19 protein-coding genes are annotated in these 20398 nt (G+C 60.3%); 18 read left to right on the plus strand and 1 reads right to left on the minus strand.

The window, feature by feature from the left end:
• The first annotated feature begins 67 nt into the window (after window positions 1-67).
• From yunB to rbsK, 16 genes are all read left to right on the plus strand, one after another.
• Window positions 68-1078 carry a sporulation protein YunB gene (yunB, locus tag H7C19_RS17665; protein WP_185143994.1) on the plus strand — a complete coding sequence of 337 codons (1011 nt, stop codon included), beginning with the start codon at window positions 68-70 and terminating at the stop codon, window positions 1076-1078.
• Window positions 1079-1196: 118 nt separating this feature from the next.
• Window positions 1197-2057 carry a helix-turn-helix domain-containing protein gene (locus H7C19_RS17670; RefSeq protein WP_185143995.1) on the plus strand — a complete coding sequence of 287 codons (861 nt, stop codon included), beginning with the start codon at window positions 1197-1199 and terminating at the stop codon, window positions 2055-2057.
• Between the two features lie 100 nt (window positions 2058-2157).
• A complete protein-coding gene (locus tag H7C19_RS17675) occupies window positions 2158-2436 on the plus strand; it encodes a HesB/YadR/YfhF family protein (protein ID WP_185143996.1) in 279 nt (92 codons plus the stop codon).
• 177 nt (window positions 2437-2613) lie between these two features.
• Window positions 2614-3444, plus strand: coding sequence for a 5-dehydro-4-deoxy-D-glucuronate isomerase (kduI, locus tag H7C19_RS17680; RefSeq protein WP_185143997.1), 831 nt, complete (start codon window positions 2614-2616; stop codon window positions 3442-3444).
• A 40-nt stretch (window positions 3445-3484) separates the two neighbouring features.
• Window positions 3485-4246 (plus strand): DeoR/GlpR family DNA-binding transcription regulator, encoded by a 762-nt coding sequence (locus tag H7C19_RS17685; protein WP_185143998.1) that lies wholly within the window; start codon window positions 3485-3487, stop codon window positions 4244-4246.
• On the plus strand, window positions 4230-4988 hold the full coding sequence (gene kduD, locus H7C19_RS17690; RefSeq protein ID WP_185143999.1) for a 2-dehydro-3-deoxy-D-gluconate 5-dehydrogenase KduD: 759 nt from the start codon (window positions 4230-4232) through the stop codon (window positions 4986-4988). Before H7C19_RS17685 ends, kduD begins: the two co-directional genes overlap by 17 nt.
• A gap of 355 nt (window positions 4989-5343) precedes the next feature.
• Window positions 5344-6918: a sensor histidine kinase gene (locus H7C19_RS17695; RefSeq protein ID WP_185144000.1), complete on the plus strand. Its 1575-nt coding sequence runs from the start codon at window positions 5344-5346 to the stop codon at window positions 6916-6918.
• Entirely contained in the window at window positions 6911-8317 is a 1407-nt protein-coding gene (locus H7C19_RS17700) for a response regulator transcription factor (RefSeq protein ID WP_185144001.1), read from the plus strand. Before H7C19_RS17695 ends, H7C19_RS17700 begins: the two co-directional genes overlap by 8 nt.
• A gap of 177 nt (window positions 8318-8494) precedes the next feature.
• Entirely contained in the window at window positions 8495-10153 is a 1659-nt protein-coding gene (locus tag H7C19_RS17705) for an extracellular solute-binding protein (RefSeq protein WP_185144002.1), read from the plus strand.
• Complete coding sequence (locus H7C19_RS17710) at window positions 10150-11040, plus strand: ABC transporter permease (protein WP_185144003.1); 891 nt, start codon at window positions 10150-10152, stop codon at window positions 11038-11040. The genes H7C19_RS17705 and H7C19_RS17710 overlap by 4 nt, the downstream gene beginning before the upstream one ends.
• 12 nt (window positions 11041-11052) lie before the next feature.
• Window positions 11053-11937 carry a carbohydrate ABC transporter permease gene (locus tag H7C19_RS17715; RefSeq protein WP_185144004.1) on the plus strand — a complete coding sequence of 295 codons (885 nt, stop codon included), beginning with the start codon at window positions 11053-11055 and terminating at the stop codon, window positions 11935-11937.
• Between the two features lie 47 nt (window positions 11938-11984).
• Window positions 11985-12899, plus strand: a complete 915-nt coding sequence (locus tag H7C19_RS17720) for a nucleoside hydrolase (protein ID WP_185144005.1) — start codon at window positions 11985-11987, stop codon at window positions 12897-12899.
• Window positions 12900-12940: 41 nt separating this feature from the next.
• Window positions 12941-14422 carry a glycoside hydrolase family protein gene (locus H7C19_RS17725; protein ID WP_185144006.1) on the plus strand — a complete coding sequence of 494 codons (1482 nt, stop codon included), beginning with the start codon at window positions 12941-12943 and terminating at the stop codon, window positions 14420-14422.
• On the plus strand, window positions 14422-15501 hold the full coding sequence (locus H7C19_RS17730) for a glycoside hydrolase family protein (RefSeq protein WP_185144007.1): 1080 nt from the start codon (window positions 14422-14424) through the stop codon (window positions 15499-15501). The genes H7C19_RS17725 and H7C19_RS17730 overlap by 1 nt, the downstream gene beginning before the upstream one ends.
• A gap of 73 nt (window positions 15502-15574) precedes the next feature.
• A complete protein-coding gene (locus H7C19_RS17735; protein ID WP_185144008.1) occupies window positions 15575-16651 on the plus strand; it encodes a hypothetical protein in 1077 nt (358 codons plus the stop codon).
• A 157-nt stretch (window positions 16652-16808) separates the two neighbouring features.
• On the plus strand, window positions 16809-17747 hold the full coding sequence (rbsK, locus tag H7C19_RS17740; RefSeq protein ID WP_185144009.1) for a ribokinase: 939 nt from the start codon (window positions 16809-16811) through the stop codon (window positions 17745-17747).
• 36 nt (window positions 17748-17783) lie between these two features.
• Here rbsK and H7C19_RS17745 read toward each other — a convergent pair whose 3' ends face one another.
• A complete protein-coding gene (locus H7C19_RS17745; RefSeq protein WP_185144010.1) occupies window positions 17784-18842 on the minus strand; it encodes a M23 family metallopeptidase in 1059 nt (352 codons plus the stop codon).
• A 98-nt stretch (window positions 18843-18940) separates the two neighbouring features.
• On the opposite strand from H7C19_RS17745, the gene lipA reads away from it, so the two are divergent.
• Window positions 18941-19840, plus strand: a complete 900-nt coding sequence (lipA, locus tag H7C19_RS17750; protein WP_185144011.1) for a lipoyl synthase — start codon at window positions 18941-18943, stop codon at window positions 19838-19840.
• A gap of 97 nt (window positions 19841-19937) precedes the next feature.
• Window positions 19938-20398: YutD family protein (locus H7C19_RS17755; protein WP_376775379.1), on the plus strand; the 461-nt coding region annotated here is incomplete at its 3' end.

Below are 20398 nucleotides of genomic sequence, written 5' to 3' on the forward strand. Positions count from 1 at the left end.
GTTCGCGTTCGCGCAAAGCGACGGCGCTTCGGCGCTTCGGACCAAGGAACGTCTCGGGAGGCATGCCATGCGGAAGAGATGGGGACGGCCGACGTTGTTCAATTGGAAATGGACGGCCCCGCCGAAAAGCTGGGGGGCGCGTCCGAGGGGATGGAAGCCGAGGCCTAGCGCTTATGCGCCGAAGAGCCGCGGGTTCGTGGCGAGCGGCGGAAGGAGGCGGAGAACGACGATTCGGGTAGGGAGTCCTCCGCCTTCGCAGGGATGGGTGACCCGGCCGAAGCGGCGGCTGCGCCGGCGGCATTTCTGGGCGATCATAGCGCTGGTGTTCTTGTTCGCGACGATCCAATCGTTCCTGTTCCTGGATCGCTACTTGCGCGAGCCGCTGATGTTCCTGGCCAAGGTGCGCATCACGCAGATGGCGACGGAGGCGATCAACGCGGCGATCACCGACAATATCGCGGCGGGAGCCGACAGCAGCAAGATGGTGAACTGGCAGACGGACGAGAGGGGGAAGACGACCGGATTCCTCATCGACTACAAAGAGCAGATGAAGATCACCGCGGAGACGGTGAGGGTGGTCGATGCCGCCTTGAAGGCCCAGGAAGCGGTCCACGAACGCATTCCGATCGGGCACGCGATCGACAGTCCCTTCCTGTCGTCGCTCGGTCCTACGGTGGCGGTTCGGTTCCATCCGCTCAGCACCGTGCAAGCCGAAGTGAAGACCCGGCAATCCAGCGCGGGCATCAACATGCTGCTCGTCGAGGTCTATATTCACGTGAAGACCGACATCTCCATCGTCATTCCGTTCGACCGGGAGCCGAATACGATCGAGACGGACATTCCGTTGTCCTATCTGCTCGTGGTGGGAGATACTCCGATGTACTACTATGACGGGAAAGGCAATCCCGTCGGCAGCGGCGCTTCGCAAGCGCCGGCGCTCACGCTGCCGAATCCGTCCCAAGGCGCGAACGCGGCGCCCGGCGAAGGCGCGGCGGGCAGCGGCGGCGGCCGTACGGAGAAGCCGTCCGGCAGCGAAGCGGTGAGCGGGCAGTCGGCCGGCGCCGGCGCGGGGCACTAGGCGCGGCGGGGCGAGTCTGTCTTGCGGTCGAGGTCCGTCTCCGCTATCGTTATCGTTGAAGCGGCATAAGCGGCGCGGATCGTACGCGCGCCGGGAGCGAGAGGGCGGTAACGGACCGATGGGCAGACGCGAACGGGGCTATCCGGGCAGGCCTTCCGGGGACGGGAGCGGGCGAGTGATCGCCGATCACTTCCAGGAGAGCGACGCCTATGAAGTGAGCCGTCCCGAAGGCATGGCGGATTGGATCATGATCTACACGCTGTCAGGCGAAGGCTTCATCGAGACGGCCGAAGGCGGCGAACGGCGGCTGCGCGCCGGAGACATCGCCGTCGTCAAGGGCGGGCATCCGCATCGCTATGGCACGCCGAAGGGGCAGATCTGGCACTTTCTCTGGGCGCACTTCGTGCCGGGCGAGCAGGCGTACCGTTGGAGCGGCTTGCCCGAGGCGTCGCCGGGCCTCGTTCTGCACAGCGTAGCTTATGCGCAGCTGCGCAAACGAATCTTGCGCGCGTTCCGGCGCGTACTTCAAGACAGCCGCCAATCGAGCGTCTACGCGAACTTGCTCTCGATGAACGCGCTCCAAGAGATCCTGCTCCTGCTCGAGCAGCAGCACGCGCAGGCGCCGATCGACGCCCGCGTGGCGGAGGCGCTGGACCATCTGTCGGCGCGCATGAAGGAGCCGCTGCAGGTCGGGGAGCTCGCGCGCGTGGTCGGGTTGTCCGCCTCGCGGCTGTCCCATTTGTTCAAGGAACAGACGGGCGCGTCGATCATCGATACGCTGAACCGAATGCGGCTGCGCCAAGCGGCCCTGCTCCTCGTCCATACGTCGCGGAGCGCGGAGGATGCGGCGGGGGACGTCGGTTTCAACCACTACAATCACTTCGCGGCCCTGTTCAAGGCGGAGTACGGCATGAGCCCTTCCGCTTTTCGGAAGGAGGGACGCGAAGAGGCTCGAGGGGGCCGGGGAATGGGGTTGTAGACCTTTCTCCGCGCTTGCTATAATGGAAATGGTAACCGATTTCAAACTTGCAGCTGTCTGACGAACGTGAATTCATCATCCCGGAAAAGAGGTGTGTGGTTTGGAGCTTAGCGTCTCGCCATCCGCCGTTACCTGTTTTCAGCAAGAGTGGGGATACCGACAAGGAGACCGCATTCGCATCTTCGTCCGCTATATTAGCGGCGGCACGGAGCCTTACGGCTTCGGCATCATGCTGGACGATCCGATGGACCCGGCGACGACCGTCGTCGAGGAACGTATGACCTTCTACATGGAGAGCAAAGATGTCTGGTTCCTGGAACGGAAGAAGCTGACGATCGACTGCCAAGAAGGCGACATCGTCTTCGTGGTCGCAGATTAACGAAACAGGCAAACCGAACAGCCCCGCCTCGCAGCCATCGCTGCCGGCGGGGCTGTTCGGTTTATTTTTGATCCAAGTTAACCCGCACTGGCAGTCCCGCTATAAAATGTTCGTAAATGTTCGTTAATGTATGTTATACTAAAAAACGAACATGAACAAACAAGGAGGACTTATTCGATGGACATCCGCCACGCCACGCACCCGTCCGACGCCAAGCGTTACGATACCGCCGAGCTGCGCGCGCACTATTTGATCGAGAAGCTGTTTGAGGCCGATCGCGTCCGCATGACTTACACCCACGAGGACCGCATGGTCATCGGGGGGGCGCAGCCGGTGAAGGAGACGCTCGTACTCGAGGCGGCCGATACGCTGAAGACCGAATACTTCCTGGAGCGCCGGGAAGTCGGATTCGTCAACATCGGCGGCGAAGCCGAGATCGCGGTAGACGGCGAACGCTATACGCTGGAGCGCCTGGACACGCTGTACGTCGGCAAGGGCGTCCGCGACGTCCGGCTGGCGAGCAAGGACGCCGCAGATCCGGCGAAGCTGTACTTCTGCTCCGCGCTGGCGCATGCGCAGATCCCGACGCGCAAGGTGTCGATCAAGGAAGCGAATACGCTGCACCTCGGATCGCTGGAGACGTCGAACGAACGCGACCTGAACCAGATCATCCACGCCGACGGCGTACAGAGCTGCCAGCTCATGTTGGGCATCACGCAACTCAACACGGGAAGCGTCTGGAACACGATGCCTTCGCACCTGCACGATCGCCGCATGGAAGCTTACCTTTATTTCGACCTGACGGACGACGCCCGCGTCTTCCACATGATGGGACAACCCGAGGAGACCCGCCATCTGGTCGTGGCCAACGAGCAAGCCGTCATCTCGCCGAGCTGGTCGATCCACTCCGGTACGGGGACGCGCAATTATTCGTTCATCTGGGCGATGGCCGGCGAGAACTATACGTTCAAGGACATGGACGTCGTCCCCATGGATCGGTTAAAGTAAGGGGCAACGAACGCATTGCGCGCATAGGAGGACATGGCAGATGCTGGCCGCCGCACGACACCAAGCGATATTGGAGCTGCTCCAGGAACGGGGCAGCGTTCAAGTCTCGGACTTGAGCGAACGAATGGGCGTCACGCCCAAGACCATCCGCGAGGATCTGGAGAAGCTCGAGGAGAAAGGGCTGCTCGCCCGGACCCACGGAGGCGCGGTGTCGCCCGCGGGGGAAGCGGAGCCGCTGCTGCCGCTGCAGATTCCGAACACGAAGCATCTCTCCGAGAAGGAAGCGATCGCCGTCCATGCGCTTCGCTATATCCAGCAAGACGATATCATCGCGCTCGACGCCGGCAGCACGACGCTCGAGATCGCGCGGCGACTGCCGAACGAGCCGCTCACGGTGCTCACGAACGACTTGCTCATCATCCGCGAGCTGATCGGGAAGGACCGGATTCGGCTCGTCGTGCCGGGCGGTTACCGGCAGCGCAACGTCCTGATCGGGAACGAGGCGCTCGACTGGTTGGGGAAGCTGAACGTCCAGAAATTGTTCCTCTCTTCGACCGGCGTGCACGAGAAATACGGACTTACCGTCTTTACGGGCGAATTGATCGAACTCAAGAAAGCGTATTTGGCGAACGCCAAGGAGATCTACTGCGTGGCCGATCACAGCAAGTTCGGCCGCGCGGCGCTGCTGACGTTCGCCGAGCTGAAGGACATCGAGGTGTTCATCACGGACGGCGGACTGGACGACGAGTCGGTCCGCCGCTATATCGCAGGAGGTGCGAAGCGCATTGAGAGAGCTCTTTGATCTGACGGGCCGCGCGGCGATCGTGACCGGCGCGGGCCGCGGACTCGGACAAGCGATCGCGATCGGCCTCGCCGAAGCCGGCGCCGACGTTCTGCTCGTCACGAACAGCACGCCCGCGGAAGAGACGAAGCGCCGGGTCGAGGCGGCCGGCCGCAGGGCCGTCACGGTACAGGCGGACGTAGGCGACCGCGACCGGCTGGCGGGAATCGCCGACGCGGCGCTGGCAGCCTTCGGCAAGATCGACGTCTTGGTCAACAACGCGGGCATCATCCGCCGCACGCCCGCGGCCGAGCATGCTTATGCGGATTGGCAGGACGTGCTGGACGTCAACCTCAACGCCGTGTTCCTCCTGAGCCAGCTGGTCGGCAAGACGATGATCGCGCAGGGCTCGGGCAAGATCATCAACGTCGCGTCCATGCTGAGCTTCCAGGGCGGCATCAACGTCCCCGGCTACACGGCGAGCAAGCATGCGGTCGCGGGCCTGACGAAGGCGCTGGCCAACGAATGGGCGTCCAAGGGCGTCCAAGTCAACGCCATCGCGCCCGGCTACATGAGTACGGACAATACCGAAGCGCTGCGGCAGGATCCCGTGCGCAGCCGGCAGATTCTCGAGCGTATCCCGGCAGGACGCTGGGGATCGGATCAGGATATGGCGGGTCCCGCGATATTCCTGGCTTCCCGCGCATCGGACTACATGAACGGCCACGTCCTCTTCGTGGACGGCGGCTGGATGGTGCGCTAACCGAAGTCAAGGCAAGGCATTCTCCGGGGCAAGCTCGGGAGAATGCCTTTTTTTGCGACGCTTCCGTCAGATAACCTCGAACGGGACAGCCTCCCGGCTCCGAAATCTTAAAACCCGTTGCGCTTCCCATAACCAGCTTGTACACTGATGATGCACTTATACCCATAACGTTCGGAAATGGGGGAAGTACATCTTGCCGCGACCCGGTCCGCCCAAGCCCGTTTCGTTAAAAAAACGTCTGTTTTTTTCTTTCTCGGCGCTTGTCGTTTTTCCGCTTCTTCTTATCGTAATCATCTCTTATTTTGGTGTATATACCTTGCTCACCGACAAAGTCGAAAAAGGTATTCAAACCAACTTGAAGCAATTTACTCTTTCCTTGGACAATACGCTGACGAACATGAACTACGTATCGCAGCAGTTGGCGTTCGACGGGGGCGTGGGACGCGATTTGGATCAATGGCTGGATGAGGAAGATCTCTATCGGAAGGCTACCTTAACGGAAAGAATTTCGATGGAGCTGAACCTCATTTCCTTGACGAATCCGACGATCGGCTTGACTTTTTATTGCGATCGGGATGCGAAGTCGGTCGTCTTTCCTAACCCTCAAGTCGCAAGCGGATTCAACCTCCGCGAATTGCCCGTGCTGATCAAGATGAACACGATTACCGTTTATGGACCTCATCCGTCCTTGGACCGGTTCAACAGCAACAAGGTGCTGTCGGTCGTCCGCAAGGTCGATCTGCCGGACCGGGCCGGCATTTACGTTTACGTGGAAACGAGCTTTAACTACGATCAAAATTTACTGGAAGAGAACAAGAAGGTGAATCGCGATCATCTTATCCTAGATAAGGAAGGGGTTGTCACCTACAGCGATCGGGGGGACGCGTTCCCAGTCGGAAGCCGTCTGGAAGTTGGGAGAACCGGTCAGCCTCGCGAAATGAAGGGCTTTTATCTGTTTGAGGAGCCGACCAGCCAAGGCTGGCGGGCCGTCAACGTGATTCCGCGAAGCGAGTACAATGCGGAAATCGACCGGTGGCTGTGGCAGATCCTCGCGATATTTCTGTTTTCTTTATTGCTTGGAATCGTATTGGCGCGGCAAATCTGGAGGATGGTTTACCGTCCGCTCAACAAGATCAACAATGAAATCCAGCGGGTCGAAAAAAGCGATTTCCACTCTCCCGTTATGCCGACCTCGATCGTGGAGTTCGACCGTCTGCTCCGCCATCTGGAGAGGATGAGGAGCCGGATCGAAGATCTGCTTGTCGAGGTAGAGCGGAAGGAGAAGCGCCGGGCCGACTTTGAAGTGGAGAAGCTGCTGTACCAGATCAACCCGCATTTTATCCATAACACGCTGGATACGATCCGCTGGCTGGCGCGCCTGAAGGGAAACGACGAGATCGACGAGATCGCGTCCTCGTTGAACAAGCTGCTTTACTACAACTTGGGGAAAAAGAGCCACCGATCGACCGTCGCCGAAGAAATCGAAGCGTTGAAGGACTATTTGACGTTGCAAAAAATCCGTTACGATTTCGAATTCCTCGTGGACATCTCCGTGTCCGATGACATTCTATCATGCGAAATCCCGCGGTTCGTTCTTCAGCCGCTGGTGGAAAATTCGCTGTACCACGGCCATCTTGCCAAAGACGGCAGGATCGAAGTCCGAATCGAACCCGCCGGAGACAGCCGTTTTACGATCGCGGTCAAAGACAACGGCAAAGGAATATCGCAGCAGGAGTTGAAGAAGCTGATGGGCGAGCATAAGGAAGAAGACAAGCGGATCGGACTCGGAATCGGCACTTACTACGTCAAGAAAGCGATCGAATCCCACTTCGGGGACGAGGCGGAGTTCCGGATCGAGAGCGATCCGAACCGGGGAACGACGGTCTCCTTGCGGCTGCCTCGCCGCTTTACAGGTGGCGGGCATGATTAAAGTGCTGGTCGTCGACGACGAGAAGCTGGTCCGCGCGGGCTTCATCGCACTCATGCCGTGGGACAAGTTCGGGATGCAAGTCGTCGGAGAAGCGGGAAACGGCGAGCAGGCGCTCGATTTCTTGACCGGCTGCGAAACGGATCTGGTCATCACCGACTTGGCGATGCCGGGAATGTCCGGCCTCGAGCTGATGCGAGCCCTGAAGGGTAAACGCCCCGACATATACATTGTCGTCCTGACGTTCCATCAGGACTTCGAGCTCGTCCAGGAGGCGCTGCGGCTCGGCGCGATCGATTATATCGCGAAAGTGCAATTGGAGAAGGAGAAGCTGGAGTCGGTGCTGGCCCGAATCGTCGAACGGATTCAATCGGACCGCGCCAAGATGGCCAGGCGCGTCTCGCAGCCGTTATCGGTCGCCGTCTACCCGGAGAAGACACTCGTTTGCTTATTCTCGGGCGAGGACGGCAGTGCCGGAATTTTGCCGGCTCAACTGGCCTTTCTGTCTGCCCGCGGCGCGGAGGTCGACGAGGGGCTGTGGTGCCTGACGGCGGAGGACGGCAGCGAGCTGCCGGAGCTGCTAGCCCGTTGTCTGCGGGAGCTGGGAGATCGGGAATGGGTCTATCTGGAGCCGGAAGGACGGGAGACGACGGATTCCCGCACGCTGCATAAGGCGCTGCGGAAATTCCAGCAGGTCGGATTTTTCTACGAGCGCCGCCCCGATCAGCGGACGTACCGGATCGGCATGGACCGGCTTCGCCTCTTCGCGGAGCTTCGGGAAGATCCGGAAACGTTCGAGCGGCTCGCACGGCTTTGGTCGTCGTCGAAGTGGCTGAAGTCGGAAGAGGCGTACCGGGACAACCTGCAAGCGACGCAAGCCGCCTTGCTTGCGCCCGGTGCCGTCAAGGAAATGTTTGGAAAGGCGCTGCAAGCGCTTTCCGACCTGCTCTCCGATCCGGTCAGCGGCAGTCGTCCGGAAGGCGTCCATTTGCGTTATTGGAGCGATTGGGTACGCGAGTTGGCCGCGATCCGCGGGACGTTCGCGGCGACGTACGCCAAGTCGCTCTATTCGGCGGAAATATTGGAGAGCGTAACGAAAGCGGTGCAGTACATTTCCGCGCGCCTGGAAGACAACCTTCATCTGACGGACGTCGCCAGAGAGGTGAACGTCAGCCGCAGCTACTTCAGCCAATGCTTCAAGGATTTGACGGGCCGGCCCTTTAACGATTACGTGCGGGAGCTTCGACTCGAACGCGCGAAGAGCCTGCTCGCCAGCTCGGACAAGCCGATCTACTGGATCGCGGAAAAGTCGGGCTATCCCGACGAGAAATACTTCAGCAAGCTGTTTCGGGCCCGCTTCGGCATGCTGCCGAGCGAATATCGCGCCGACAACGCCACGTAGGTGGCAAAAGCGTCCGAAACCAAGTGTCATTCCGTCCGCTGATGCCTCATGACGGACCGGAACGCACGTCCGGATTCATACCGAACCGCAAACCGTATTCCCTCCATGGGTGCGGTTTTTCTTTTATAGAATAGAAGCTGCACTTGAATATACAAAGCGAAGGGGACGGGTGGACTCATGGCAAGATGGTTTGGACGAACAGCATTGACGGTAGGAATCGCGATCTCGATGGCGGGCCTTGTCGCCTGCTCGAACGGGGGCAAAGGCGCGGAGCCGAGCGCGGGCTCCATCGCAAGCGCCGGAGCGAGCGGGACGGCGGCGGCCGAGGCGCACGATCCGTTCGGCAAATACGAGCAGCCGCTGGAGGTGTCGGTAGGAAAATTCCTGAACTTGACGGACAAGACGCTGCCGGCGGGAGACACGCCGACGAACAATCAGTTTACCCGCTATTTGGAAGACAAGCTGAACGTCAAGATCAAGGCGGCCTGGCAGGCGGGCGGGGACGCCTACTCCCAGAAAGTGAGCGTGGCGATCGCCAGCGGGGACTTGCCAGACGCGATGGTCGTGTACTCCTATTCCGATCTGCGGAAGCTGGTGGAAGCGAACTTGCTGCAGGATATGACCGATACGATCAACGATTACGCCTCTCCGCTAATCAAGGACATCTACACGGCCGGCAACGACGCGGCGCTGAAGGCGGCGACGTTCAACGGACGGGTGATGGCGATTCCGGCTTCCCAGGGGCTGGCCGATTCCATGTACATGATGTGGATTCGCCAGGACTGGCTCGACCAATTGGGCTTGCAGCCGCCCCGCACGGTCGACGAGCTGGAGAACGTCATCGGCCAGTTCATCAAGACCAATCCGGACAAGGCTCAGAACCCGATCGGGCTCCCGGCCGGCAACCTTTACGGAATGACGAACAGCTTCCCGACGCTCAATCCGCTGTTCGCCGTTTACCACTCCTACCCGAACAACTGGGTGCGCGACAGCGAAGGCAAAGCGGCCAGCGGGCTCATTCAGCCCGAAACGAAGGAAGCGCTGGGCAAGATGCGGGAGATGTACGCCGCGGGACTCATCGACAAGGAGTTCGCGCTGCGCAAAGACCCGTTCGAACCGATTATCAACGGCAGTACCGGCGTCTTTTTCGGACCGTGGTGGATGGGCTTCACGCCGCTGAACGAAGCGATGAACAAAAATCCGCAGGCGAAATGGAAAGCTTACTTGCTGCCGCTCGACAAGGACGGCCAGTTCAATACGCACGTTCAGTCTCCTGCCAATATGTTCTACGTCGTCCGGAAAGGCATCGAGCACCCGGAAGCGATCATGAAGATGGTCAACGTGCAGACGCAAAACGAGCTGGGGCTCGATCCGGACGCCCATATGGACCTCAAAGTCGACTGGGTGAACGAGCCGCTGCGCGCGCCGATCGCCTACCCCGACAGCATCGAGAAGGATTCGGAAAAAGTGCATGAGGCGCTGGACGGCAAATTGCCCGTCGACAAGCTGACCTCCGTGCAGAAGCGGGTGTACGACAACTACTTGAAAACGAAAGACAATCCGACTGCCGATATCGGGGGCTGGAGCGAGGCGTTCTCTTACGTCGAAGGAGCGGGCCAATTGCTGCGATCGTTCAACAAAGTTCCGAGCCTATATTACGGCGAGACGGAGACGATGACGACGAAGGGCGCGACGCTGGGCAAGCTGCAGCAGGAGACGATCAACAAAATCATTATGGGCGCGGCTCCGCTCGATTCGTTCGATCAGTTCGTGAAGGACTGGAAGAGGCTGGGCGGCGACCAAATTACCGCGGAAGTGAACGAGGCTATTAAATGAGAAGCAAGGGGGATCAGCTAAGCTACCATCTCATGCTTGGGCCGGGCCTCTTGGTCTTACTGCTCTTCTCCGTCGTCCCGATGTTCGGAATCGCGATGGCGTTCGAGCATTACGTGCCGAGCAAAGGCATTTTCCATTCGACCTGGGTTGGGCTGGACAACTTGCGCTACTTGTTTCAGATTCATGACGGCAAGCAAATTTTTTACAATACCGTTTTTATCGCGGTCATGAAGATCGTCTCGAATCTGGTCGTCTCGCTTGTCTTCGCCGTCTTGCTGAACGAGCTCAGGCTGCGGTTTTACAAGCGGGTCATTCAGACGGTCGTCTACTTGCCGCACTTTCTGTCCTGGATCATTCTCGCGGGCATTCTGTGGGACATTCTCAGCTACAGAGGATTGGTCAACCAGATTTTAGGGGTCTTTCACGTCGAGCCGATCATGTTCTTCGCCAGCAACCGCTGGTTCCCGTTCATCGTCGTCGCCAGCGAGGTGTGGAAGGAGTTCGGCTTCAACACGATCGTCTTCCTGGCGGCGCTGACGGGAATCGGTCCCGCCCTGTACGAAGCGGCGGCTTTGGACGGGGCCGGCCGCCTGAGGCGGCTGCGGCACGTGACGCTTCCGGGGTTGACGCCGGTCGTCATCCTGCTAGCCACGCTTAGCCTCGGGAACGTGCTGAACGCGGGCTTCGACCAAATCTTCGTGCTGTATAACCCGCTCGTGTTCGAATCGGGCGACATTATCGACACGTACGTGTACCGCAGCGGGCTGCTCGACGCGCAGTACGGTTTCGCGACGGCGGTCGGATTGATGAAGTCGGCGGTCGGGTTCGTGCTAATCCTCGCATCTTACTTTCTGGCGTCCAAGTTCGCCAATTACCGGATTTTCTAAGGGGGCGAACGCATGATTCATTCGAAATCTTGGTCCGGACGGCTGGCGGACGGGGGGATATTCCTCGTCCTCACCGGGACGGCGCTGCTGTCCCTGTACCCGATCTGGTACATGGTCGCCGTATCGTTCAGCTCGAGCACCGCCGCCGCCTCCGGGATCGTCAAGTTTTGGCCGGTCGGGTTTACGCTCAAATCGTACCAGGCGATCTTGAACGATCCGGCGTTTTTCACCGCGTTCGGCGTGTCCGTCAAGCGGGTGGCGATCGGGGCCGGCCTCAGCTTTTTGCTGACTGTGTTGACGGCGTACCCGTTGTCGAAGGAGCCGGGCCGTTTTCGCGGGCGGAACGTCTACATGTGGTTCGTCATTTTTACGATGCTGTTCAGCGGCGGCCTCATTCCATGGTATTTGACGATCAAGGCGTACGGGCTGCTCAATTCGATCTGGGCGTTGGTGCTGCCCGGCGCCGTCCCAGTGTTCAACGTGATCCTGGTCGTCAATTTCTTCCGGAACTTGCCCAAGGAGCTGGAGGAGGCGGGGATGATGGACGGGGCGGGGCCGTGGTACTTGCTGTCCAAGGTCTACGTTCCGCTGGCGACGCCCGTGCTCGCGACGGTGACGCTGTTCTCCATCGTCGGGCATTGGAACGCCTACTTCGACGGCCTCATCCTGATCAGCGACCCGGCCAAATATCCGCTGCAAACGTACATTCAGCAGTTGGTCGTTCAAGTCAACACGCAAAACTTGACTGCCGACCAGCTCAAGAGCTTGAGCGAGCTGTCCGACCGCACGTTGAACGCGGCCAAAATTTTCGTGACAATGCTGCCGGTGCTGATCGTTTATCCGTTTTTGCAGCGCTTCTTCATTCACGGGATCATGTTGGGATCGGTTAAAGAATAGCGGCCGGACGCGAAGAGCCGGCTTCGGAAGACGAGGGGAGAAAGCCGTTGGAAAAAAAGCAAAACGGTCCCGTCCCAATCGTGCTGGACACGGACATCGGGCCCGACTGCGACGATACGGGAGCGCTCGCGGCGCTGCATGCGCTGGAGCGGCGAGGGGAAGCGGACATTTTAGGCGTCATGCATTGCACTTCCAGCCCTTGGGGAGCGGGCTGCATCGACGCGATCAACGCGTACTACGGCAGAGGAGACATCCCGGTCGGAACGCTAAAGCAGCCGGGATTTCTCGAGACGCATTCGCGTAGCAATTACAATGAGGCAATCGCCCGGCGGTATCCGAACAGGTATTGCCGCGAAGAGGCTCCCGACGCCGTCGCCGAATACCGGCGCCTGCTGGCCGGACAGAAAGACGAAAGCGTCGTCATCGCGGCGATCGGCCCTCTGCGCAATTTGCGGCTGTTACTGGAATCCGCGCCGGACCGCTGGAGCGAGCTGGACGGCACGGCGTTGGTTGCCCGGAAAGTCCGGCGGCTTGTGGCGATGGGCGGGAGGTTTCCCGAAGGAATGGAATGGAATTTCGAGATGGACCCGGCTTCGGCGCGTTGCGTCGCAGACCGTTGGCCCACGCCCATTACGTTCTGCGGCGCGGAAATCGGCGACAGCTTGCTGACAGGGGCGAGATTCAAGCGGGATGCGCCTGTAGACCACCCCGTCCGGAAGGCTTACGAGCTGTATTTGCAGGGCGAGCCGGATCGTCCCAGCTGGGATCAGGCGACCGTGCTTTGCGCCGTCCGGGGCGCGTCCGATTATTGGGAACGCTCGGCCGCGGGCAAGGCGAAAGTTCGGACTGACGGCAGCAACGGATGGCAATCCGGCGAAGGCGGCAGCCACGATTATTTGATGCGAAAGATGCCGGATGCGACGCTGGCGGAGCTTCTGGAAGATTTGATGCTGGACAAGTGACGGCGGTCGTTTCGATCCGATTCTCATGGGAGGGAAAGCGTGTGGTCAAATGGATGTCGAAGCTCGGCCTTCTTTCCGCGTTGGCGTTTTTATTTTCCTTTAACGGGTTGGCGACCGCGGCGATCAGCTGGAACGAGGGGACCTTGCAGGCCGTTGTGGATCCGTCCGGCAACTTCTATGCTTATGCGCCTACAGTCATCGAAGACGGGGGAACAGAGCATATTTACACATGCCATAATTCCGAGGACGGAATCATTCGTGACAGCGTCTACTATACGCAGCGGGTGAACGGAAGCATAACGCAAACCAAAGAAGTGCTCCGGCACGGCGAACCGGGAAGCTGGGACAGCCAGAACGTCTGCGATACGGCGGTGGTCGGAGGCAAGTTCCTTTATAACGGCATCACGTACGATTACGCGATGTTTTATCTTGGCAATAACTTGCCTTGCAGTTGCAACAACCAGATCGGCGTCGCGTTCTCGAACGATCTGTCGGCGGATTCATGGACGAAGTATCCCGGCCCGATCGTCACGTATCCGCTGGACGGCGTGTCCTGGGGCGTCGGCCAGCAGTCGGCCACGAGCGTGGACGGCAATGGAAGGGTGCTGCTGTTCTATACGCTGAAGGACAGCACGAACGCGGTGAAGCTGATGAGGGTGGATGCGAACCTGCACGACATGTCCAGCTACACGATAAGCAGCCCCATGCAATTGTCGAACAATGGGCTCGTCGGCATCGACGGGTCTCCCAACAACCTGGACAATATCGACATCGTCTACGACAGTTCCCGGGACCGCTTCTATGCCATTACGGAGATGCAGCCGTATCCGACCGACAACCCGTCTTATATTTCCGTTGCCGAACAGATCGTGAGCATCCCGGCCATCCATATTTGGAACGGCGGCGGCACCTGGAGGTACGAGGGAAAGATTGACGCAGGCTTGACCGGCTCGAAGCGGAACCACAATGCGGGAATCGCCCGCACGATTTGGGGCGGGCTTCCTTCGTTTACGAGCATTCGCGCCCTGTTCACCAAAAGCTGCGCCGGTGCCGAATGCACTTCCATTCCCGAATGGACGTACGACGTATGGTCCGTCGATGGCAGCCTGTCGAACGATCCGGCCGTCGTCGTCAACGACGGCACGGTCGGCACGGGGACGAATCAATTCAACTACTCGGGTAACTGGCATGCCGGAACGCAGATCAGCGCTTACGGGGAAGACGAACACTGGTCTAGCGAGCCCGGCGCCTATTACACAATGATATTTGCCGGGCAGGGGTTCCAGTTATACGGCAGCAGAGGAAGTTTCTTCGGCATCGCCGCCATATCGGTCGACGGCGGCCCGGAGACGATGGTCGACCTTTATTCCGGCTCCTACTATCGTAAAGACAACGTGCTGCTTTATACGAGTCCTACCCTGCCTTCGGGCAACCATACGCTCAAAGTGCGCGTGACGGGAACGGCCAACTTGGATTCCGACAACGTCTACGTAAGCGCCGATCGGATCGAAGTCACTCCATGATGCGTTTATGCAAAGGACTTCTTCTACTCGTTACGGTCTTGCTCGCCGCCTGCGGCGACGAAACGTTTACCTCCATCCGTTGGGACGCAAGCAGCTTGCGGGAAGCCGTCGATCCGCCCGGCGACTTCTACGCTTACGCGCCGACGGCCATCGAAGACGGAACAGCCCAACACATTTACACGTGCCATAATTCCGAGGACGGAATCATCCGGGACAGCGTCTTTTACGCGAAGCGGGTGAACGGGAAGATCGCGGAAAACAAGGAGGTGCTCCGGCACGGCGAGCCGGGAAGCTGGGACAGCCAAAACGTCTGCGATACGTCGGTGGTCGGGGGCAAATTCCATTATGACGGCGTTGCGTACGAGTACGCGATGTTTTATCTCGGCAACAACTTGCCTTGCAGTTGCAACAATCAGATCGGCGTCGCGTTCGCGAACGACCTGTCGGCGGATTCATGGACGAAGTATCCCGAACCGATCGTCAAGTACCCGCTAGACGACGTGTCCTGGGGCGTCGGCCAGCAGTCGGCCGTTAGCCTCGACGGCAACGGGAAGATGATGCTGTTCTACATGCGAAAGGACATCACCAACACGTTGAGTTTGATGAAAGTCGAAGTCGACTTGGGCGATATGGCCCGTTATACGGTCGGCGAGCCGCTGGAAATGACGAACGAGGGGCTGACGGGAACCGGCGGGCTGCCAAACGTGGCAGATAACGCGGATATCGTTTACGACCGTTCCCGGGACCGCTTTTACGCCGTGACGGAAATGCAGCCGTATCCGTCCGACAACCCCGATTATATTTCAGAAGCGGAACAAGTGGTCAGCATCCCGGCCGCATACGTTCGGGGCGGAGGCGGCGCCTGGCGGTCCGAAGGGACGATCGACGCCGGCTTGACCGGGTTCAAACGGAACCACAATGCGGGAATCGTCCGCACCATTCGCGGAGAATTGCCCGACACCGGCAAGATCAAAGTGATGTTCACGACGAGCTGCGCGGGCGCCGAATGCGCGTCATTACCGGAATGGACCTACGAAGTCTGGGAAATCGAAGGAAAGCTGCCGAAAGTCCCCTCCTAGCGGGACTTTCCTTTTTTCAAGCGACTGTTGGATCGGTTTCTTATAGGCAAACGAATAGAAAAGGCGGATGTTCATGAAAAAAATTCCTGTCATCGACGTAACCGATCTTTATCACCCGGCGCAGGACCCCGGCGACAATTTTGACATTTTGATGCCTTACGGCTTGCCCGAGATCGATTTGCGAGCGGTTGTGCTGGATGCGACCGACCGGTACCGCCATGCGTTCGCGGATCATGAGGATCCGCGCTTTCGCGATGCCAACGGGCCGAGAGAGCCCGGGTTCATCCCGATGCTTCAACTGAACTGCTTGTTCGGGAAAGATGTGCCGTTCGCCGCGGGTCCTTTCCGGACGATGCGGTCGACGGACGATACCCTTGCCGACGTCCCGCAGTTCCAACAGCAAGGCATCCGGCTTCTTCTGGATACCCTGCGGCAAAGCGAAGAGAGAATTCATCTGCTGTCGTTTGGGTCGGCCCGGACGATCGCCGCCGCCTTCAACCGCGAACCGGACCTGTTCTACGCCAAGGTGGAGCGGATTCACTTGGCGGCGGGATCGAGCTCTCCCGACTTTTTGGAATGGAACGTGAACTTGGACTCGCATGCTTTCGTCCGGCTGTTGCGTTCGGATTTGCCGATTGCCCTTTATCCCTGCGCCACCGCCGAAGGCGCGTTCGATTACGGGCCTCACAACAGCTATTGGCTGCTCAAGGATCTGCAATTCATCAAGCAAATGGAGCCGAGACTGCGCCGATATCTCGAATTTGCGTTTGCTCGGATGGTTCGGATGGACTTTTTATCGGCACTGGAAGCCAATCTTCCCGACCGGGAGGTCGAGAGCGTGTACGGCCAGCCGCACCATGTTTGGGAGACGGCTGTGTGGCTGCAAGTATCCGGCCGTCGTTGTGTCCGGAGGCAGTCCGGCGCGTATCGCATTGTCCCGGCAAATGAAGTAATGCCGACCGACGAAACGCTCCCGGATGCTTTGCGAGCCTGCAAGGTACAGGTATCCGACAGAGGAACGTTCCGGTTCGAATTGACCGAAGAGCCGTCCAACTTCCTGATCTACGACAGAGGGGATGCCTTGTTGAACGAACGGGCGTTAAACGAAGCGCTGCCCGCGCTTTATCAGAGCTTCCGACCGGGGCTCTAATCCGTATTCTTTTAGCGGGCGCGGCGGCGCCGCTTTCTTTTTTGGCTGCGAAATGACATCCTTTTGGGGAAAAATCCGCTTTTTTGGCCCGACGGCTTGCCAGAATGGACGGGAGAAGAGATGATAGGGAAAACGCGCAAAGAGGGGAACGAACGAGATGAGTCGAATCGTCGTCATTGGAAGCATTAACATGGATCTGGTCAACCACGTCGCGGAATTTCCGAAGCCGGGGGAGACCGTACACGGGCGGGGCGTGGAGTTTCTGCCCGGCGGAAAAGGCGCCAACCAGGCGGTGGCGGCTTCGCTCGCGGGAGGCGGCGTGGAGATGATCGGCGCGGTCGGACGGGACTCGTTCGCCCAGCCGCTGCTCGACTCGCTGCGGGAGCGGGGCGTCGGGACCGACGGCGTGCTCGCCAAGGACGGGACGTCCGGCCTTGCGTTCATTACGGTGTCGGACGCCGGGGAGAATGAGATTATTCTGTCCGAGGGGAGCAACGGTCAAGTGTCGCCGGAGGACGTTCGCGAAGAGTGGCTTGCCGGAGCTTCCGCGATTATTTTGCAGAACGAAATTCCTTGGGTCGCGAACGTCCATGCGATGAGACTGGCTAGGAAGGCCGGCGCGAAAGTGATCTACAACCCGGCGCCGGTACGGCCGATTCCGGCGGAGGCGTACCCGCTCATCGACCTGCTCGTCGTCAACGAGACGGAAGCCGAGGGCTTGAGCGGCATCCCGGTCGCGGACGCTGCCGATGCCCGGCGGGCGGCGGCGGAGCTGATCGCCCGGGGCGCGAGCGGCGTGCTCGTGACGCTCGGCAGCAAAGGCTCTTTTTATGCCGAAGCGGGAGCGGACGGGCTCTTTACGCCGGCGAGAAAAGTCCGCGCCGTCGACACCACGGCGGCGGGAGACACGTTTATCGGAGCGTTCGCGGCCGCTATTGCGGAAGGAAAGCCGCCGGCGGAGGCGCTTGCGTTCGCGACCGCGGCATCGTCGATTACGGTGACGCGAAAGGGAGCGCAGGCGTCCATTCCGCGGCGCGAAGAGATCGAGGCAGTGATGGCTACCGCTGCAAAAGCAGAGAAGGAGCCCCGCGCTTAACGAACCAAGCGGCCGGACCCCTTCCTTTTCGCCGGATTACTTGTGTACCTTGAGCGCCTTCAGTTCGTCCCGTTCCCACCGGCTCAGCAACGGGTACGGATCGAAGGCCCACTCGACGAGGCCGCGGTCCCGGTATACGCCATAGTGCAGATGCGGCGGGAATTTGCCCTGCGTACCCGGCTTGCCGTAGCCCGAGCTGCCTACCCAACCGATCACCTGGCCCGGACGGACGACGTCCCCGGGCTTTATTTTTTTCTCGAAGCCGGACAGATGCGCGTAGTAATGATAGAGGTTGTCCAGATCGCGGATGCCGATCCGCCAACCGCCGTACCGGTTCCAGCCCTTGATCTCCACGACGCCGAAGCAGGTGCTGCGAACGGGCACCCCGTGGCCCGCGAAGATGTCCGTGCCCTCGTGGATGCGCGCGCCCCCCCATCCTCTGCGGTTGCCCCACGTGCTGCGGTAAGCGTAGACCGTCCCGATCGGCAGCGGGAAGACGTGCTGAACCAGGTCGAGCTTGCCGAAGGTCGCGTACAGCTTGCTGAACTGCTGGATGCGCTGGACGGCGCGGGTGTTCTGGTAATATTCCCATACGCCGATGGAGAAGTCCTCGCGCGAGCTGCCTTGGGTCAGCACGCGGCGGGCGACGGCGTAGAGCAGGTCGGCGTCGTTCGTCCGGTCCGCCTTGCCGTCGCCGGAGCCGTCCCGGCCGATGCCTTGGAAGACGCGGATCGACAGCGGATGCGTATCGTCCGCATCGGGATTCAGCGGTCCCGCCCATTGCTCCGGCGGAATATAGACGCCGCTGACCGCGTTCTCGCGCAGCGGCCGCGTCTTCGGATGGGCGCGGGACAGCGTTCGTTCGTATTGGTCGATGGCGGCCAGGTCGTACCAGGCCAGACCGGTCGCGTCGCTGATCCGGTCGTACAACTCGCGCCGCGCCGTATAAGGGGTGGCAGGTTCCTTGGCGGGAGCCGGGCGGGCGGCGGCCGTCGCGCCGGTGGCGTCTAGCAGAACGGCGCAAGCCACCGCCGCGGCGGCGAGCCGTCGGAGCAGCCGTCCTCGGCGGCGGGCGTTCCATGGTAGCTTTTGCATGCGTTCCCTCTCCTTTTTCGCGTACGGCTAGGGTTTGCAAATCATTGGTTTTTATGTGATTCATGTTATAATGAAGGACAGAAAGCGGGGGAATACGTATGAAGACTGGCGCCAAGACGCCCAAGCCCGACTGGCTGCGCATTAAGCTGACGACCGGGGACAACTACCAGGAAATCAAGCAAATGATGAGCTCGAAGAAGCTGCATACCGTCTGCGAAGAGGCGAGATGCCCGAACATATACGAATGCTGGGCCAACCGTACGGCCACCTTCATGATCCTTGGCGACATCTGCACCCGCGCCTGCCGCTTCTGCGCGGTGAAGACCGGCCTGCCGACCGAGCTCGACCTGCAGGAGCCGGACCGCGTGGCCGAAGCGGCCGAGCAGATGAACCTGCAGCACTGCGTCGTCACGTCCGTCGCGCGCGACGATCTGAAGGACGGCGGCGCATCGATCTTCGCCGCGACGATCAAGGCGATCCGCAAGCGGCTCCCGCTGTGCAGCGTCGAAGTGCTCATTCCCGACTTCCAAGGAGACGAGGCGTCGCTCCGCATCGTCATGGACGCCAAGCCGGACATTCTCAACCATAATATCGAGACGGTCGAGCGCTTGTCCGACCGCGTGCGCGCCAAGGCGAAGTACCGCCGCTCGCTGGAGCTGCTGAAGCGGGCGAAGCAGATGCAGCCGGGCATCCCGACCAAGTCGAGCATTATGCTCGGCGTCGGCGAGACGTACGAAGAGATCGTTCAGGCGATGGACGACCTGCGCGCCATCGATTGCGACATTCTGACGCTGGGCCAATATCTGCAGCCGAGTCCCGCCCATCTGGCCGTCGAGCGCTACGTCCATCCGGACGAATTCGCGAAGCTGAAGCAGGAAGGTCTCGCGCGCGGATTCTCGCACGTCGAGTCCGGACCGATGGTGCGCAGCTCCTACCATGCGCATTCGCAGGTCAAATCGGCGGCCGCGACGAGCGCCGCCGCAGCGGGCCGGGCTTAATCGCAGCCGGGTCCCGAGAGACGGGGCAGCGGCTCCGCTCGCGCGTCTGAACGGGAATAAGGGAAGCCAGGGATGGACTTCGGGAGGAGTGCCTTTCGTGATTTATTGGGCCGGGGGAAACGCGTATACGCTAGTTCGCGACCATAAGAACGGATGGAATGCCGAGGCGTTTCGGGAGCGGTTCAGCGAAGTGCTCGAACGCTACGACTACGTGGTCGGCGACTGGGGCTACAGTCAACTGCGGCTGCGCGGTTTTTTCCGCGAACAGCAGCCCAAGGCGCCGAGAGAGTCGCTCATCTCGTGCCTCGCCGACTATATTAATGAATACTGCAACTTCGGCTGCGCTTACTTTGTGCTGGAGAAGGCGGAACCTGGCACGGTCCCGGAGGGGACCGGCGTGAAGCTGGAAGAGCTGCCGGCGCCGCCGAGCGCGGAGCAGGGCGAGGGCGCCGAAGGCGGAGAACCGCCGGCGCCGCCGCTCTCGCCGGCCGCGGCCGCGGCAGCCGCAGCGGCGGCTTCGCCGAACGGCATGCTGCTCCGCTGGCCGCTGAAGGAGCG

Source organism: Cohnella nanjingensis, from assembly GCF_014212125.1.
GTDB classification, from domain to species: domain Bacteria; phylum Bacillota; class Bacilli; order Paenibacillales; family Paenibacillaceae; genus Cohnella; species Cohnella nanjingensis.